The sequence below is a fragment of the Asaia spathodeae NBRC 105894 genome (assembly GCF_025994195.1).
Taxonomy (GTDB): Bacteria; Pseudomonadota; Alphaproteobacteria; order Acetobacterales; family Acetobacteraceae; genus Asaia; species Asaia siamensis.
In genome coordinates, this window is sequence record NZ_BAPY01000005.1 from 118549 (window position 1) to 135973 (window position 17425).

15 protein-coding genes are annotated in these 17425 nt (G+C 59.2%); 8 read left to right on the top strand and 7 right to left on the bottom strand.

Annotated features, from left to right (window positions below):
• Positions 1 to 2 precede the first annotated feature (2 nt).
• The 4 genes from zwf to tkt form a co-directional block, all read right to left on the bottom strand.
• Positions 3 to 1550: a glucose-6-phosphate dehydrogenase gene (gene zwf / locus AA105894_RS05135; protein WP_188425059.1), complete on the bottom strand. Its 1548-nt coding sequence runs from the start codon at positions 1548 to 1550 to the stop codon at positions 3 to 5.
• Positions 1551 to 1682: 132 nt separating this feature from the next.
• Entirely contained in the window at positions 1683 to 2678 is a 996-nt protein-coding gene (gnd, locus tag AA105894_RS05140) for a phosphogluconate dehydrogenase (NAD(+)-dependent, decarboxylating) (RefSeq protein WP_188425057.1), read from the bottom strand.
• A 91-nt stretch (positions 2679 to 2769) separates the two neighbouring features.
• Positions 2770 to 5637, bottom strand: coding sequence for a bifunctional transaldolase/phosoglucose isomerase (locus AA105894_RS05145; RefSeq protein WP_267310778.1), 2868 nt, complete (start codon positions 5635 to 5637; stop codon positions 2770 to 2772).
• Positions 5638 to 5792: 155 nt separating this feature from the next.
• On the bottom strand, positions 5793 to 7913 hold the full coding sequence (gene tkt, locus AA105894_RS05150) for a transketolase (RefSeq protein WP_267310779.1): 2121 nt from the start codon (positions 7911 to 7913) through the stop codon (positions 5793 to 5795).
• A gap of 387 nt (positions 7914 to 8300) precedes the next feature.
• On the opposite strand from tkt, the gene AA105894_RS05155 reads away from it, so the two are divergent.
• The 7 genes from AA105894_RS05155 to AA105894_RS05185 all read left to right on the top strand — a co-directional run bounded on the left by AA105894_RS05155 (position 8301) and on the right by AA105894_RS05185 (position 13656).
• On the top strand, positions 8301 to 9311 hold the full coding sequence (locus tag AA105894_RS05155; RefSeq protein ID WP_267310780.1) for an MBL fold metallo-hydrolase: 1011 nt from the start codon (positions 8301 to 8303) through the stop codon (positions 9309 to 9311).
• 111 nt (positions 9312 to 9422) lie between these two features.
• Complete coding sequence (locus tag AA105894_RS05160) at positions 9423 to 9938, top strand: ankyrin repeat domain-containing protein (protein WP_188425049.1); 516 nt, start codon at positions 9423 to 9425, stop codon at positions 9936 to 9938.
• The gene (locus tag AA105894_RS05165; RefSeq protein WP_267310781.1) at positions 9935 to 11002 is read left to right on the top strand and encodes a pyridoxal phosphate-dependent aminotransferase; all 1068 of its coding nucleotides are present in this window, start codon (positions 9935 to 9937) and stop codon (positions 11000 to 11002) included. Before AA105894_RS05160 ends, AA105894_RS05165 begins: the two co-directional genes overlap by 4 nt.
• A gap of 129 nt (positions 11003 to 11131) precedes the next feature.
• The gene (locus AA105894_RS05170) at positions 11132 to 11416 is read left to right on the top strand and encodes a hypothetical protein (protein WP_267310782.1); all 285 of its coding nucleotides are present in this window, start codon (positions 11132 to 11134) and stop codon (positions 11414 to 11416) included.
• 59 nt (positions 11417 to 11475) lie between these two features.
• On the top strand, positions 11476 to 12717 hold the full coding sequence (locus tag AA105894_RS05175) for an aminopeptidase (protein WP_267310783.1): 1242 nt from the start codon (positions 11476 to 11478) through the stop codon (positions 12715 to 12717).
• Positions 12717 to 13220, top strand: a complete 504-nt coding sequence (locus AA105894_RS05180) for a hypothetical protein (RefSeq protein ID WP_267310784.1) — start codon at positions 12717 to 12719, stop codon at positions 13218 to 13220. Before AA105894_RS05175 ends, AA105894_RS05180 begins: the two co-directional genes overlap by 1 nt.
• Positions 13221 to 13239: 19 nt before the next feature.
• Positions 13240 to 13656, top strand: coding sequence for a hypothetical protein (locus AA105894_RS05185; RefSeq protein ID WP_267310785.1), 417 nt, complete (start codon positions 13240 to 13242; stop codon positions 13654 to 13656).
• Positions 13657 to 13713: 57 nt separating this feature from the next.
• On the opposite strand, the gene AA105894_RS05190 is transcribed toward AA105894_RS05185, so the two are convergent.
• Positions 13714 to 14058 (bottom strand): hypothetical protein, encoded by a 345-nt coding sequence (locus tag AA105894_RS05190; protein WP_267310786.1) that lies wholly within the window; start codon positions 14056 to 14058, stop codon positions 13714 to 13716.
• Between the two features lie 444 nt (positions 14059 to 14502).
• Between AA105894_RS05190 and AA105894_RS05195 the strand changes: the two genes are divergently transcribed.
• Positions 14503 to 15246 carry a response regulator transcription factor gene (locus AA105894_RS05195; RefSeq protein ID WP_267310787.1) on the top strand — a complete coding sequence of 248 codons (744 nt, stop codon included), beginning with the start codon at positions 14503 to 14505 and terminating at the stop codon, positions 15244 to 15246.
• On the opposite strand, the gene thiD is transcribed toward AA105894_RS05195, so the two are convergent.
• On the bottom strand, positions 15231 to 16025 hold the full coding sequence (gene thiD / locus AA105894_RS05200; protein WP_267310788.1) for a bifunctional hydroxymethylpyrimidine kinase/phosphomethylpyrimidine kinase: 795 nt from the start codon (positions 16023 to 16025) through the stop codon (positions 15231 to 15233). The two genes, AA105894_RS05195 and thiD, sit on opposite strands and share 16 nt — an antisense overlap.
• The gene (gene glmM, locus AA105894_RS05205; protein ID WP_267310789.1) at positions 16025 to 17392 is read right to left on the bottom strand and encodes a phosphoglucosamine mutase; all 1368 of its coding nucleotides are present in this window, start codon (positions 17390 to 17392) and stop codon (positions 16025 to 16027) included. Before glmM ends, thiD begins: the two co-directional genes overlap by 1 nt.
• Between the last annotated feature and the right edge of the window lie 33 nt (positions 17393 to 17425).

Below are 17425 nucleotides of genomic sequence, written 5' to 3' on the forward strand. Positions count from 1 at the left end.
CGTCAGTTATTCAGATCGAGCCAGCGACGCCCGCTGCGTGCCAGCAGTTCATCGGCCTCACGCGGGCCATCAAGACCACCCGGATAGAAGCAGAGCGGCGATTTATCGGCGATGTTCTCCTTGAAGGCGGGTTCGACGATACGCCAGCCCTCTTCAATGGTATCGGCACGCTGATAAAGCGTCTGGTCACCGATCATGCAGTCATAGATCAGCGTCTCGTAGCCCGTGCTCGGCCCTTCGCTGAACCAATCGGAATAGTCGAATTTCATACGCACGCCGCCGAGACGCACTGACGGGCCAGGCACCTTGGCGGAGAACTGCATGGTCACGCCTTCAGTCGGCTGGATGTGCAGCACCATGATATTGGGCGTGAGCTTGTCGACGGGCGTGTCACGGAACAGAGCGAACGGCGCCTGCTTGAAGTGGATCGCGATTTCGGTCTTGCGACGACGCAGACGCTTGCCCGTACGCAGATAGAACGGCACACCAGCCCAACGCCAGTTATCGATACGCAGCTTCATCGCGACATAGGTCTCGGTCTGGCTGCCCATCCCGACATCGGGCTCTTCGCGATAACCTCGCAGGGCTTCGGCCTCGTCGCCCACGCCGAACGAACCGCTGACATATTGCCCGCGTACCACCTGGCTCAGATCGATGGGCTGGATGGCACTCAGCACCTTGGCCTTCTCGTCACGCACGGCTTCGGCGTCGAACGAAGTCGGCGCCTCCATGGCGACCATCGACAGCAGCTGCATCAGGTGGTTTGGCACCATGTCGCGAATGGCACCGGTGCTTTCGTAAAAGCGCCCGCGACGCTCGACACCGACTGTCTCTGCTGCCGTAATCTGCACGTGGTCAATGTTCTGCCGGTTCCAGAGCGGCTCGAAGAAGCCGTTCGAGAAACGCAGGGCCAGAATGTTCTGTACCGTCTCTTTGCCGAGATAATGGTCGATGCGGTAGATCTGGTTTTCATCGAGCGAGCGCTGGAGACGCGCATTGAGGGCCTTGGCCGATTCCAGATCTGCACCGAAGGGCTTCTCGATGATGACGCGACGCGAGACTGTATCGGTCTGTTCGGCGAGACCGGATTCCCCGAGAAGGTCGACAATGGGACCAAAGAAACGCGCGGCCACAGCGAGATAGAAAACAGCAGAGCGATCGCCCAGCTTTTCCTTCAATGCCTGGAAAGTCGAGATTTCCTCGAAAGAGCCACGCAGATAGGTGATGCTCTTGGAGAGACGATCCCACACATCCTGACGCAGCACTGTGGCGCTGGTCCCGCGCTTGCTGACGAAGTCATCAAGGGCAGCGCTGAGTTGCTCCAGCAGTCCTTCTGTCGTCATCTCGGCCCAGTCGACCACGATGATGGAGAAATCCTCGCTGAGCAGACCAGCCACGTCCAGATTATAGATAGCCGGAACCAGAAGGCGTTTCGTCAGATCGCCGCCACCGCCGAAAATGACCATGGAGCCCGGAGGGGCCGGGCGTACGCCGCGCGGCGCCTCTGAATTGGACAATGCCGCACGCGCTGAAGCGGAAATCTCGACCATATGCCAAACCTTTTTAGTCGATAAACTGAAAGCCGGAGTGCAAGCAGGAGCGTCACGGCTCCCGCTGACATTCTGGCCAAGAGTGTAGGAATAAAAAAAGGGCCGGGACCAGAGCGGTCCCGGCCCGAAATGTCACTTCTTCTCGACGTGACCGCCGAAGCCGAAGCGCATGGCAGAGAGGATCTTCTCTGCGTAGTTGTTGCCGCTGCGCGAGCGGAAACGCGTGAACAGCGATGCTGTCATGACCGGAACCGGCACCGACTCTTCGATGGCAGCTTCGATCGTCCAGCGACCTTCACCCGAATCAGCCACTTCGCCCGAGAACTCGGAGAGGGATTCGTTCTTGGCGAGCGCATCGGCCGTCAGGTCGAGCAGCCAAGACGAGACGACACTGCCGCGACGCCAGACTTCAGCGATATCGGCCATGTTCAGGTCGAAGCGCTGGTCTTCCTGCAGAACGGGGGAGTTCTTGGACTTCATGACGTCGAAGCCTTCGGCGAAGGCCTGCATCATGCCGTATTCGATGCCGTTATGAACCATCTTGACGAAGTGACCCGAACCGGCCGGACCACAATGCAGATAGCCTTCCTCAGCGCGGGGATCGAGGCCTTCACGGTCGCGACCGATCGTGCGCACGACGTCACCCTTGCCCGGTGCCAGTGCCTTGAGGATCGGGTCGATATGATCGGCCGAGTCCTTGGTGCCGCCGTACATCATGCAATAGCCACGATCGAGGCCCCAGACGCCGCCCGACGTGCCGACGTCGATGTAGTGAATACCCTTTTCCATCAGCTCGTGTGCGCGACGGACATCGTCCTTGTAGTAGCTGTTGCCACCATCGATCACGATATCGTCCTTGCCAAGCAGGCCGCGCAGTTCCTGCACGCAGGCTTCGGTGATCTCACCAGCCGGAAGCATGACCCAGACGATCTTGCGCTCTGCCGTCAGCTTGCTGACCAGATCGGCGACAGAGTTCGAAGCGATCGCACGGCCCTTTTCGGCACGGTCGAACGTCTTGGTCACAACTTCAGGCGTGCGATCGAACAGCACGACGTCATGACCATGACGGGTCAGGCGCACTGCAATGTTGCCGCCCATACGGCCAAGGCCAACAATACCGATTTGCATCTTCAAAACTCCTGCACAGTCTTCCTGTGCCCTCTAACTACCACGTCAAAAAACAATCCGCCCCGTTGGAGCGGGGCGGATTGCGTCAGTCTCAGACGGCCTTCTTGATGACCGCTGCCAGTTCGGCAAGGCCAGCTTCGAGCGGTCCCTTGATGTGCACGCGCAGGGCACGGCGGCCACGCTCGGAAAGCACATCGAAATCGCCACGTGCCTGAGCAGCCTTCACCACACTGAAGGTGAAGCGTTCACCAGGGACGCTCAGATCGGCATGATCGTCAGCTGTGATCTGCAGGAACACGCCGCTATCCGGGCCGCCCTTATAGGCCTGACCGGTCGAGTGCAGGAAGCGCGGGCCGAACTCGGCAGCCGTTGCAACCTTCAGCTGGTCACGCAGATCGAGGCGAACGTTCTGGATCCACTCGCGTGTCTTCAGATCGCGCTCGACATAAGCCAGAACACCCACATAATCGCCCGCCTTCACGCGGCCGAAATGGGCCTTGAGGATCGCCAGCGCATCACCGCCGCCAAGCGCCTTGGCGTTGGCATCGTCAGCAAAGAACTCGAACGCACCCGAGGTTGCGAACGGTGTCTCAGGCGGAAGCTTACCCGTCTCATTGAAGGCAGTCGTGAGCTTCTTGGTCTCGATCTTGCTGAATTCCACATCCGGCTGATCAAACGGATCGATCGCGAGAACCGAACCGGCAACTGCCGTGGCATATTCCCAGTGGAAGAAAGCCTGAGCGATATCGAGCTTGTCGGCCAGATCGATCGTCACAACCGGCTCACCTGCTTCCACGAGAGCGGCGATTGCCTTCTCCTGGTTGGGGCAGGCTTCGCCCTTCAAACGCAGATAGGCGAAAACGCGATCCTTGCCATAGACGGCAGGAGCCCCGAGGGTCTCGTCGTCGATGGGGATCAGGCCCGTGCCCTTCTTGCCGGTCGATTCAGCCAGAAGCTGCTCGAGCCAGGCGCCGAGATCATAGATCGCAGGCGATGCGATGATCGTCACCTTGTCGCGGCCGAACTTGGTTGCGGCAGCGCCGAGGATGGCACCGAGCTGGAGCGCGGTGTTCTGCGCGGGCGGGGTGCTGGCCGAAGCTTCTTTGACCGAACGCAGCGCTGATTCGAGGAATGCGCGCACGTCCAGACCGGCAGCAGCGGCCGGAACCAGACCGAAATTGGACAGAACCGAGAAACGGCCGCCAATCTGCTTTTCGCCGTAGAAGATCTTCCAGAAGCCATCCTTCTTGGCCACTTCTTCCATATGCGAGCCCGGATCGGTCACGGCAACAAAATGTGCGCCAGGAGCCGAACCGAGTGCCTTTTCGGCAGCAGCGAAGAAATAGGCCTTCAGAATGTTCGGCTCAAGCGTACCGCCCGACTTGGACGAAACGATAAACAGGGTCTTCTTGAGGTCGACGGCATTTTCGTACGTCTTGACCTGCTGCGGGTCGGTGCTGTCGAGCACATGCAGCTTCGGAAAGCCTGCGATGTGACCGAAGGTCTCGGCAATCACTTCCGGACCGAGGCTCGAACCGCCCATACCGAGCAGCAGCACGTCGCTGAATCCCTTGGCCTTCACCTCGCTCGCAAACGCCTCAAGTTCAGACACATGAGCCAGGCGCTCATCGACGATGTCGAGCCACTTCAGCCATTTGGCTTCGTCGCCGCCGGTCCATACCGTCGCGTCCTTGGCCCAGAGCTTGCGACCCTTGCCGGTCTTGCGCCAATCTTCGAGCACCGCATCGGCTGCGGCTTTCAGGTCGGCTGGAAGCTCGGCCTTCTGCTCAATCAGTTTGGACCCGAGAAACGTGGCCTGCTTGTTTGCTACCGCCCCAAGCAGCTGGTCGAAAGCGTCGCAGAACGAAGCGCAGCCTTCTGTTACAAGAGTCTTGGTGACACCGTCGAGGTCGAGACCCAGCTTGGCCTGCTGCTCGATCACCTTGAAGGCGTCTTCGACGTTTTCGGTCAGGCTGGCGCGCAGCTTGCCGTGATCGCGGAAGGCATCGAAAGTTGCCGGCGGAATGGTGTTGACCGTGTCGGCACCGATCAGCTCTTCAACATAAAGAACATCGGAGAAGGTCTTGTCCTTGGTGCCCGTCGAGGCCCAAAGGAGACGCTGCGGCTGGGCACCAGCGGCGGCGAGCTTCTTCCAGCGCTCGGAAGCCGTGACTTCCAGGTAATGCTGATAGGCAACCTTGGCGTTCGCGATAGCGACCTTGCCGCGCAGGGCCTTGAGGGCTTCTGCGTCCTTGTCGCCTTCCTTGACGCGACGATCGATGGCGCCATCGATCTTGCCGTCGATGCGCGACACGAAGAACGAGGCAACGCTTGCGATCTTGCTGATGTCCTTGCCCGCTGCATGGCGGATTTCGAGGCCCTTGATATAGGCTTCGAGAACATTCTTGTAGGCTTCGAGCGAGAACAGCAGCGTGACGTTGACGCTGATGCCTTCAGACGTGACTTCCTGGAATGCCGGGATCCCTTCGGGCGTGCCCGGGATCTTGATCATCAGGTTTTCTTCGTTGACGGCAGCCCACAGACGACGGGCTTCGTCAGCCGTAGCCTTGGTCTCGAATGCGAGATAGGGCGACACTTCAAGGCTCACATAGCCGTCGAGACCCTTGGTCTGAACGAAGACCGGATGCATGACCTTGGCGGTAGCCTGAATGTCGGTGATGGCGAGCTTTTCGTAGAGTTCGCCGGGGGAAAGGGTTTCCGCGGCCAGCAGATCCTTGATCTGGGCGTCGTAATCCGTGCCGTAGCCCATTGCCTTCTCGAAGATGGCCGGGTTTGACGTCACGCCACGCAGGCCATCTTCGTCCACCAGCTTCTTGAGGCTGCCATCGGCAGTGTAGGATCTCTGGATGAAGTCCAGCCAGGGTGACTGGCCAAAATTGGAAAGATCACGCAGCGGGTTCCCGCTCGTAGCGGCACCCTGCTTCTGTTCGACGTCCATGACGTACTCCTGTCTGTCCACCTGACGGGCTCCCTGTGGACACCCGTCTCAGCTCAGGTCGGCCTTCCGACCCTGACCTCATGAGAGGGGGCCATAGCACGCTGTGGCCCCAGAGGCCCGACCGCCGAGGAAGCGATCAGGCCCCGGTAGTCGTCTTACTTGCGAGCAGCCTGCTCGCGCGCTGCGTCATACACCTTCTCCGGCGTGAAGCCGAACTTGGTGAGCAGCGCCTTGAGCGGAGCCGAAGCACCGAAGCTGTTCATCGCAATGATCGAACCGCCGATGCCGGTGTAACGATCCCAGCCGAAGGCAGCAGCCTGCTCGACGGCCACACGTCCCTTGACATCCGGCGGCAGCACGCTGTCCTTGTAGGCCTGATCCTGCTCTTCGAAGAGATCGAAGGACGGGAAGGAAACGACACGCGCCTTGATGCCTTCTGCGGTCAGCTTCTCATAGGCGTCGACCACCAGAGAAACCTCTGAGCCCGAAGCCATCAGGATCACATCCGGCTTGCCTTCACAGCTGGCGAGCACATAGGCGCCCTTGGCGAGGTTGGAAGCACAGGCGTACTTGCTGCGATCCAGCGTCGGCAGGTTCTGGCGGCTCAGGATCAGCACGGCGGGCTTGTGCGTCATCGGCATCAGGGTGCGCCAGGCTTCAGACACTTCGTTGGCGTCAGCCGGACGAATGGTCATGATGCCAGGTGTTGCACGCAGCTGGGCAAGCTGTTCGATCGGCTGATGGGTCGGACCGTCTTCACCAACGCCGATCGAGTCATGCGTGAAGATGTAGGTAACCGGCAGTTCCATGAGGGCCGACAGACGGATCGGAGCCTTCATGTAATCAGAGAAGATCAGGAAGCCCGAACCATAGGCATGCAGACCGGCCAGCGCCAGACCGTTGCAGATCGAGCCCATGGCATGTTCGCGAATACCGAAATGGATATTGCGACCAGCATAGGTGCCACCCCACTGCGGCGGCTGGAACGACCCTGCACCGTCAAAGGTGAGGTTGGTCTTGGTCGACGGCGAAAGGTCAGCCGAACCACCGAGCATCCAGGGGACGTTCTTGGCAACTGCGTTGATGACCTTGCCCGAGCTTGCGCGCGAGGCAATGCCCTTGGCGTCTGCATCCCACTTCGGAATATCCTTGTCCCAGCCTTCCGGCAGGCGACGTTCGAAGATGGCGCGCAGCTCTGCGGCTTCCTTCGGATATTCGTTCGTGTAGCGGTCGAACAGGGCATGCCATTCTGCACGCGCCGTTGCGCCACGCTTGCCGAGACCTTCCTGGAAATGCTCCAGAACGCCTTCCGGCACATGGAATGCGTCGGTCCAGGGCCAGTGATAGGCCTTCTTGGCACCGGCGATTTCTTCTTCACCCAGGGGCTCACCATGGGCCGAAGCCGTGCCAGCCTTCTTGGGGGCACCGAAACCGATGATCGTGTGCATGATGATCAGGCTCGGACGGTCCTTGACCGAACGGGCTTCTTCAAGCGCCTTGCTGACAGCGGCGATGTCATTGACGTCGTTGACGGTCACAACATGCCATTTGTAGGCGTGGAAGCGCTCGGCAACGTTCTCGGTGAAGGCAAGGTTGGTCGAGCCTTCGATCGAGATCTGGTTTGAGTCATACAGCCAGATCAGGTTGCCCAGACCCAGATGGCCGGCCATGGAAGCTGCTTCGGACGAAACGCCTTCCATCATGTCGCCGTCACCACAGAACACATAGGTGTGGTAATCGAACAGGTCATAGCCAGGGCGGTTGTAATGAGCTGCGAGATATTTCTCAGCCATTGCCATACCGACCGAGTTGCCACAGCCCTGCCCCAACGGGCCGGTCGTGGTCTCGATGCCCGCCGTGTGGCGGTATTCCGGGTGACCCGGGGTCTTGGAATTCAGCTGACGGAACTGCTTGAGGTCTTCAAGGGTCAGCGACGGGCTGTCGAGAACCTTGTCCTTCACCACATCACGGATGCCGGTGAGATAGATCGTCGAATACAGCAGCATCGAAGCATGACCAACGGACAGCACGAAGCGGTCGCGTGCCGGCCAGAGCGGATCTGCCGGATCATATTTCAGGTCGTTCTGCCAGAGCGTGTACATGACAGGAGCCAGCGCCATCGCCGTTCCCGGATGGCCTGAATCGGCCTTTTCCACACCATCCATCGACAGGGTGCGGATAGTGTTGATGCTCAGCTGCGCGATGTCAGAGACATTGGCGCCGGCCGCTCCACCTGTTTCCGCGCCAAACGCGGACGGGTTGCTTAAAGAACGCATCAAAAATCGACCTCCGAATTAACTCTCTGCGATGGAAAACCATCCGCCGGACAGACATCAATGTTCAAGACCGGTTTGCTGCCTGAGACAACCCCACCAGGGATCCTTTTCGCATAGGCGACCACGCAGAATTGGCGACCACTCTCACCTCTCATGGCCTGGCCACGGGGAGAAGATCACCAGAACACCCTGAACATACGCCTGCGTGATGACGATGTTCCGCTGCGCCGCACATATTGCCTCAAAATCCCGACAGCATTGACACCAAACTGAAACCTACCGGCCCGGCAATACATTGCGTTGCGCATAAGACGCCTATTGCCCACATTGTGCTAGAGCCAAACTCTTCACGACTGCTCGACCACACGAAAATTTGCAGGATTTGCGGTGAAGCCTTTTCCAGAATCCGATCATTGCGACGGCCGGAGTTTTCATAACCCGGCCTCTTATCGCCTTTCCCCTCCCTTGCAGGTTCCCCCGGAACGCCCGTCGGTCGAACCTGACTTCACGAGTATCCTTTCCTGGCAAAGAAGCCTGCGGCTCCGATGGCCGAACGATGTCCCGACTTTCTCTCCCGAGCCTTTTCCCGAACTTGCGCCGGGCGAGATTTCTGCCAGCTTCATCAACCATTCGAGCTTTCTGATCCGCATTGGTCGGGCGGGAGAACGCCCGCTTGCCATACTGACAGACCCCATCCTGTCCGAACGCTGTTCCCCCTTTCGACATTTTGGCCCCAGACGGGTAGTACCTCCGGGGCTGGCTTTTGACGCCATACCGGCCATCGACATCATTCTCGTGTCTCACTGTCACTACGATCATCTCGATCGCCCGACACTCAGACGATTTGGCCGGCGTGACAGACCGCTTTGCCTCGCACCGCTTGGCAACAGGCGTCATCTGCGTGGTCTGGGCTTTTCCGCCGTCGCCACGCTCGACTGGTGGCAGGAATTTCGTTTCGACCCGATCACAATAACGGCAATTCCGGCCCTGCACGGCTCGGCCCGCACACCATTCGACCAGAATCGGGCGCTATGGAGTGGCTTTCATATCGATACAGGGCGGAAGCGCCTGATTTTTGCAGGGGACACGGCCCATGGTCACCACTGGGCCGAGATTAGCCAACGCCTGGGTGCGCCGGATCTCGCCCTGCTTCCAATTGGCGCTTACGAGCCGATCTCGCTCATGCAGCCGGTGCATATGACGCCCGAACAGGCCGTCGAAGCCGCCATGCTGCTTGAAGCCCGTCATGCGGTTGCCATGCATTTCGGCACATTCCAGCTTACAGATGAAGGATACTGGGAGCCGGGAGGCCGTCTGGAACGCTGCCTCAAATCCATGGGCAGAGACCTCTCCTGGTTCAGCCTGCCGGAGCGAGGGCAGAGCCTGCGCGCGCCCTGACCAGCCACAGGCATGGGAAAAGGCCGCATATGAAGAAAAGAAATGCCTGCGCTTCCGGTTCTATGGACGCTCGGCTATTCTGAAAAAAATATGACAGCTTCAGGCTTTTCCATGACCGAAATGATGCCGGCAGGCAGTTTTTCGCCCGAGCAGATAACGGCGCTTTTCATCGATGCGGCACGCATTGGCGACACCGATATGCTGACCCAGTTTCTCGATGCCGGAATGGCGGTCGATGCGCAGGATAGCCGCGGCTATACCGCGCTCATCGTCGCCGCCTATAACGGGGTCCTGCCGGCTACTGCTCTGCTTCTGGAGCGCGGTGCCGATCCGAACAGACAGGATGCCAAGGGGGCAACGGCCCTTTCGGGTGTCGCCTTCAAGGGCCATCTGGCCGTGGCCGAACTGCTCGTCAGCGCTGGCGCCAAACTCGACATCCCGAGCCATCTCGGACGCACCCCCCTCATGTTTGCCGTCATGTTCGGCCGACAGGATATGGTGAGCCTTCTTCTCTCTCATGGAGCAGACCCCGACCAGCGTGACGCCGAGGGTCTGTCTGTTCGCGACATCGCTGAAACCCATGGCCAGAAACATCTCTTCACTTCTGACATGGCGAGTTCCTCATGAGCCGCTTCTGGAACCCTCTCGTAGCGGATTTGCACCCGTATATCCCGGGCGAGCAACCGCAATTCACCGATATTCTGAAGCTCAACACGAACGAGCTTCCCTATGGCCCCAGCCCGGCCGCCCTAGAGGCGATGAAGAACGGCTGCAATGACGCGCTGCGTCTTTATCCCGACCCCACGGCTCGGGAATTGAGGCGCGTCATCGCCGCGACCTATGGCACGACTGAAGACCGGGTATTCGTTGGCAATGGCTCGGACGAAGTGCTGGCCCATGCCTTCCGTGCCCTGATTTCGCCCGACGCCCCCATGCTTTTCGCCGATGTGAGCTATGGCTTTTATCCGGTTTATTGCGGATTGTTTGGCCAGCCCTATCGCGAAATCCCGCTTAATGAGCGCTTCGAGATCGATATCGAGAGCTACACCATTCCCTGTGGCGGCATTGCCATCGCAAATCCGAATGCCAATACCGGCCACGCGGTGTCGCTTGATGCCTTGTCACGCCTTGCGACGCTTCAGCCGGACCGGACAATCATCATCGATGAAGCCTATGTCGATTTCGGCGCTGAATCCGCCATCCGACTGACTGAGGAACACGACAATATTCTCGTCGTGCAGACGCTCTCGAAATCACGTGCGCTGGCGGGGCTTCGGGTAGGCTACGCCATCGGCCATCCCGATCTGATTGAAGGCCTTATACGCGTCAAGGACAGTTTCAACTCCTATCCGCTCAGCCGCCTTGCCCAGGCAGGCGCTGCCGCTGCCATCGCCGACGAGGGATGGCTTGAGCACACAACGGGGCAGGTCATGGCGACGCGCGGACGTTTTGTGCAGCGCATGGCCGGGTTGGGCTTTGACATTCTGCCGTCCTGTGCCAATTTTGTTCTTGTGCATCACCCTGCCCATCAGGCCAGCACCTTGCTGGCAGGCCTGCGGGAGCGCCACATCATCGTGCGACAGCTCAGTGCGCCACGCATTCGCGACTGGCTTCGCATCACGATCGGCACGGATGAAGAAATGAACCGGCTGATCGAGGCACTTGCCTCCATGGGTTTGACGTCGCGCTGAAATCAGGCGCGCGTCCTGCCCTTCCAACATGACCGCAACCGGACCCGCCCTGGCGCCAAGCTGCGCCAGACGGATTCCGGGCAACGACACACTCTGGCCTGTACCAGAGCAGAATAAAGAGACTCGACCATGCGCTCCTACACAGGACAGCTTTCCGATAACCAGCCGATCCGCCGCAACCTGGCCGAAAAGCAGAAGCAACTGCGCGACCTCAAGGAAACCCTGGCCACAATGAAGCCGCATACCTCCCCTTCCCTGAAGGAGAGCGTCCAGCGCCGCATTCGCGAACTGGAAGTGGAAATCCGCACGGCGCCGCGCGACGAAAAGCCGGGCAACCGTGACAAGGCACCTCGTCAGGAGCGCCCGCGTCGCGCGCCGCGCCGCGCTCATCACGCCGAGACATTCGGCGAATAAACAATCGATCAGGCGCCCCAATCGAGCCAGAACGGGCGTTGCCCGCCAGGAGAAAACTGATGTCTGAAACCACCCTGCCCTTCGCCGAACGCCTCGACAGACTCGGCGAGGTTGCGATCAGAATCGGCCTCAATCTTCAGCCCGGACAGGAGCTGGTCATTTCAGCCCCGCTCGAAGCCGTGCCACTGGTGCGGCGCCTGACCGAACACGCCTATCGCGCCGGGGCGAGCCTCGTTACGACGCAGTACAGCGATGACGAGACAACCCTCGCCCGCTATCGCTTCGCGTCGGATGAAAGCCTCGACACAAGCGCTGCCTGGATGGCCGACGGTATCGCCCGCGCCTATCGCGAGGGCGCGGCCCGCCTGGCCATTACGGGGGCCAACCCGACCCTGCTGAACGGTCAGGATCCCAAGAGGGTCTCACGCGCCAGCCGCGCCGCATCGCGTGCGAATCGTGAGGCGATGGAAATCATCACCCGCTTCGATACCAACTGGACCATCGTGGCCTATGCCACGGCCAACTGGGCAGCGCAGGTCTTTCCCGATCTGCCCCCGGATCAGGCTCAGGCACGTCTGTGGGATGCGATCTTTGCCTCATCCCGCCTCGACACGCCTGACCCGGTTATTGCGTGGAAGCAGCATAATGCGACACTTCACGCCAAGGCCGCGATGCTGAATGAGCGCCGTTTCGACTCCCTGCACTTCACCGGTCCGGGCACGGATCTGCTAGTGGGATTGGCCGATGGCCATGCCTGGGCTGGCGGCGCAGAGCACACCACGAACGGCATAGAATGCAATCCGAACATCCCGACAGAAGAAGTCTTCACAACACCCCATAGCCATCGTGTGAGTGGCCATGTCGCCAGCACGAAACCGCTTTTTCATCAGGGCACGCTCATTGACGATATCCGCGTGACCTTTGCCGATGGACGGATCATCGAGTCTCACGCCGCCAAGGGTGAAGACGCCCTGAGACGTATTCTCGAAACCGATGACGGTGCCGCACGACTGGGCGAAGTGGCGCTCGTTCCTCACGCATCCCCCATTTCGGATACGGGCATCCTGTTTCGTAACACCCTGTTTGACGAGAATGCGTCAAGCCATATCGCTCTGGGTCAGGCCTATACAAAGTGCCTGTTTGATACCGAAGGGGCGACGCCGGAAGAGCTGGCAGCACGCGGTGCCAATACGAGCATGATTCACATCGACTGGATGATCGGCTCGAACGAAATCGATCTCGATGGCGTTCATCAGGACGGCGCACGCACGCCACTCATGCGAAAGGGGGAATGGGTCTGATGACCAGAATCGTCACAATAGCCGCCGCCGCTCTCGGCATCCTGGGGACACTCACCCCATCGGCCTTTGCCCAGAGTGCACAGCAGACCGCCCCGCAGGCACAGCAGCAAACCCTCTCTCCTGTCATGAAGCAGGATATCGAGGCGGGGCTGCGCTATCCGCTACCAGCCGACTTCATGCCACGCGCCGCCGAAACCCTGCAGGCGCTGCAGGCGGCCAATATTCGCCCGCCCAACTCGACACAGCTCTCACTGCAGCAGACAATTGGTCAGATTGCAGCAACCCCCGGTGTACCTGCGATCCTGAGCGCCCACGGCTTCACACCCGAGAGCTTCACCATGGGCATGACCGCGTTCGGCATGACATTGGCAGCGACAAACGGCCAGGCGCTGCCCGCCGGTCTGCCCGCGCCAAACGCTGGCAACGTTGCCCTGTTCCACGCGCATCCGGAGCAGGTGACCGCACTGATGCAGGCCATGGGCACTCCGCCCGGACAGAACTGAGACTGGAGTCGATCTGCCAATGCAAGAATTCGCTCTCGACCCAGCCACCTTGCCCGCCACCGACATTCTTGAGCTGGCCCAGGCAGGGCTCCTTTGCCGTGCCGAGCGGGAAACCCCATCCGGGGGTATTCCCGCTTTTGTCACTCGACAGGACTGGGATTGCCTTGCCGAGCGGTTCGGGCGCGAGGCGGCAGCACCCGAACGCCTGATTGAGGCGGTCGAGCGCGCCGTCTGGCGCCTCCTGAGCCACGCTGCAGCCACGTTAAGCAAGCAGACGCCAGGTTCGGTCAGCGCAACGATGAGCGCCCGAACCGATCTTTTTTCAGATGATGGCGAAACCTACCTCTCTTTTGTGCGCGATCGCACACACCCGGTAGCCTGTGTTATAGTCGGCTCCCGCCCCTGGAGCGCTATCGAGGCTGAGCGCCGCCTGTAATCGTCGTCATGGCGACGTCAGACGTCGCCGAGGCACAAACCTTGGGCCAAGACCACGTCAAGGATCGTGGCCCTCCCTGCCCTCTTCGGCCTCTGTCTCGGCGCCCTTTGCCAGTATAAAGACATGATAGGCTACAGCAACGTCGATCGCGACCTCGCGCTCTGCGCTGCGGGCCTTTTCGATGGCGGTTCTCGCCTTGGGTAGCCAGTTCACAAACCCCTCGACAGCATGATCACCGTCATTGGAGGCAAGTATCGCGCGCTCGGCGCTGACGATCTTCGCCTCTGCGTTTCTCCGCGTAAGACGGACACCGGTTTCCCGGCGCAAGACCTCGACGAGCGCCTGGGCACGGTCAAGCAACTCATGCCACCTCTGTATCTGCGTGTTTTGCTTGACCCGCACGGTGCCATTTCTCCGCTCGCAATCCGTATCCAGTAATGCCCAACTTCCAATTGGAATAATTGATACAAAAGAACGAAACTTATACCGCTCCCGTTCTTTTCTTCTCCATAGTTTGCTTTATGATAACTTCATATCGATACAACCTATACGAGTATTGGGTGTCAGAACCCATCGTATCGAGACCGGAAAAAAGGGGATGACGTCAAAAACCGTCAACCACAAGGGCATTCACCCAACCGGTCAATAATGCGGAATGACGTAACCCGTTCAGAAGTTCTGATTTTTTCTAATGTAAACTTTGGCATTCACAAGAAAACCTTAGGATCAATGCGTTAAAAACTCGTTACTAATTTAAGGAAATGTTTTTAGTGAAAGAAAGTATTTTGCTTGCCGATAGCAACCTTAGGTAGTACCAAACCATCATCAACCCAGGAGATTGATGAGATGCGCCTCCTTCTTGTGGAAAGCGATCAAGCTGCGGCTCATGCGCTGATCAAAACCCTCAAACAGGGCGGCATTACTGTTGATCATGCTCATACAGGGCATGAAGCAATCGATATGCTCCGCCATTACGATTACGATCTTGCCCTGACTGAACTGACTCTCGAAGACCTCGAGGGGTACGAAGTCATCAGGCGTGTTCGCAAAACACAAATACAGACACCGATTATTGTCCTTAGCGGGCTCAGTCGGGCGCAGGCCAAAATAAAAGCGTTCCATGCCGGAGCTGATGACTACATCACAAAGCCCTTCGATTCAGAGGAGCTTCTGGCTCGTCTGCAGGCGGTCTTGCGCCGCTCGCGCGGCTTCAGCACCACGGTCATGACGGTCGGCCCCCTCTCCCTCGACCTGAATGCCAAGAGCGCTTCTGTCGATGGCAACCCCGTGCAGCTTACAGGCAAGGAATATGCCATTCTTGAGCTTCTCGTATTGCGCAGGGGCAATGTTCTTACGAAGGATGCTTTTCTGAACCATCTTTACGGAGGCATTGATGAACCGGAGATGAAGATCATCGATGTCTTCATCTGCAAATTGCGCAGAAAACTGCAGCAATTTGGCGCCGGGCATCTGATCGGCACAGTCTGGGGGCGTGGCTATGTGCTACGCGACGACAGCAAACCGATTGTGCCTGACACAACGACGGAACAGAGCAAGCTGACGGTATCGTCCCTTCAGCCTTCCTTCTGATGCATATGATTCATCGGCCGGGCGCTTCCTTTTCCGAAAGGTGGCGCCTGCAGGATTGCATGGCGGACGTAGGCCCTGCCCCTCTCCACCGCCCGCTCTACTTCCTCGCCTTGGGCAAGGCACACGGCGATAGCACTCGCCAGGGTGCAACCTGTCCCATGCGTATGCAGCGTGTCGATCTTTCGGTCCCGAAACTGTCGTTCGTGCCGCTTTGAAAGCAGGATATCGATCACGTCCTCTCCTGGCAGATGCCCGCCTTTCGCGAGGATCCAGGCAATATCCTGACTTTTCATGACCTCACTCGCAGCTTCTCTCATCTCCTGTGATGTCGAGAGCGGATGCCCGCTCAGAACTTCGAGTTCAGGCAGATTGGGCGTCAACATGAAACAATGGGCGTAGAGACGTCGGAACGCAGCCTCGCCGTCTTCAGTCATCAGCCGCGCCCCGCTGGTCGCGACCATCACCGGATCGATCACGCAGCGTATCGAAGGATAACGCGCAAGCGTATCGCACACCGCCTCCATGATCTCGGCATTGCCCAGCATGCCGAGCTTGATGACATCAGCCCCGATATCCTCGAGCACCGCCCTCATCTGATCGGCCACCATGCCGGGCGACAGATAGGCGATTGCAGTCACCCCGCATGTATTCTGCGCGGTTACAGCGGTGATGGCCGTCATCGCAAAGCCGCCGAAGGCGCTGACCGTCTTGATATCTGCCTGGATCCCCGCGCCACCACCAGAGTCGCTTCCGGCAACGATCAGCACCCGGCCCTTCATCAGACCGCAACCGCCTTCTTGACCGCATCGCAGATCGAAGAGACGATCTCTTCAACCAGGGCCGGATCTTCTGCCTCCGCCATGACACGAATCAACGGTTCGGTACCGCTCTTTCGCAGAACAAGACGCCCCTGCGTGCCAAGCCGTGCCTCTGCCGCACGTCGTGCCTCGGCGAGGATTTCCGTCTGGAGCGGATCGCCCCCCTGATAGCGAACATTGCGCAGCAATTGCGGATAGGGCTCGAAAACGCGCAGGATCTCGCTTGCGGGGCGCCCCTCCTCAACGAGGACAGCCAGCACCTGAAGGGCTGCGATGAGCCCATCACCCGTTGTCGCGAAATCGGACAGGATCATGTGCCCCGACTGCTCGCCACCGAGCTTGAACCCATGCTCACGCATTTTCTCGACGACATATCGATCGCCCACCGCTGTGCGATGAAGGGTCACGCCATGCTCGGCCAGCTTTTTTTCGAGACCGAGGTTGGACATGATCGTGGCAACCGCATCATTGCTGCCGAGACGGTCGCTTTTCTGCAGGAACAGGGTAATCAGGCCGAGGATCTGATCGCCATCGACGATCTGTCCTTTTTCATCGACAATAATGACGCGATCGGCATCACCATCGAGCGCGATGCCAAGATGCGCCTTATGAGCAATCACAGCCTCGCGCAGGGGCTCCGGACAGGTGGAGCCGCATTTTGCGTTGATGTTCACCCCGTTCGGCTCACAACCGATCTTGATGACCTCAGCCCCCAATTCCCACAGTGCTGTCGGCGCCACGCGATAGGCAGCGCCATTGGCGCAATCCAGCACGATACGCAGGCCTTCGAGTCGTGACCCCTTCGGGAAAGACGCCTTGGCCGCCTCGATATAGCGACCGGCAGCATCATTCAGCCGCGAGGCACGTCCCACCTCTTCCGGCGGCGCCATCTGGGCTGTCAGATCCTGGTCCATGAGACCTTCGATTTCTGCCTCGACCTCGTCAGACAGCTTGAAACCATCAGGGCCGAAAAGCTTGATGCCGTTATCACCGAACGGATTATGCGACGCCGAGATCATCACGCCCAGATCGGCGCGCAGCGAGCGGGTCAGCATGGCAATGGCAGGTGTCGGCAGAGGACCGACGAGAATGACGTCCATCCCGGCAGAGAGAAATCCCGAGACCAGAGCGCTTTCGATCATGTAACCAGAAAGCCGTGTATCCTTGCCCAAAACGACACTATGGCGATGGGCACCGCGACGGAAATAGAGCCCTGCGGCCTGACCGAGACGCAGCGCCACATCAACCGTCATCGGAAAACTATTGGCCGTCCCCCGAATACCGTCTGTGCCGAACAGCTTACGCTCTGCCTTGCGCTCTTTATTCATGACCGTCCTTCTTCCCACTTGTCCGTGTCGTGA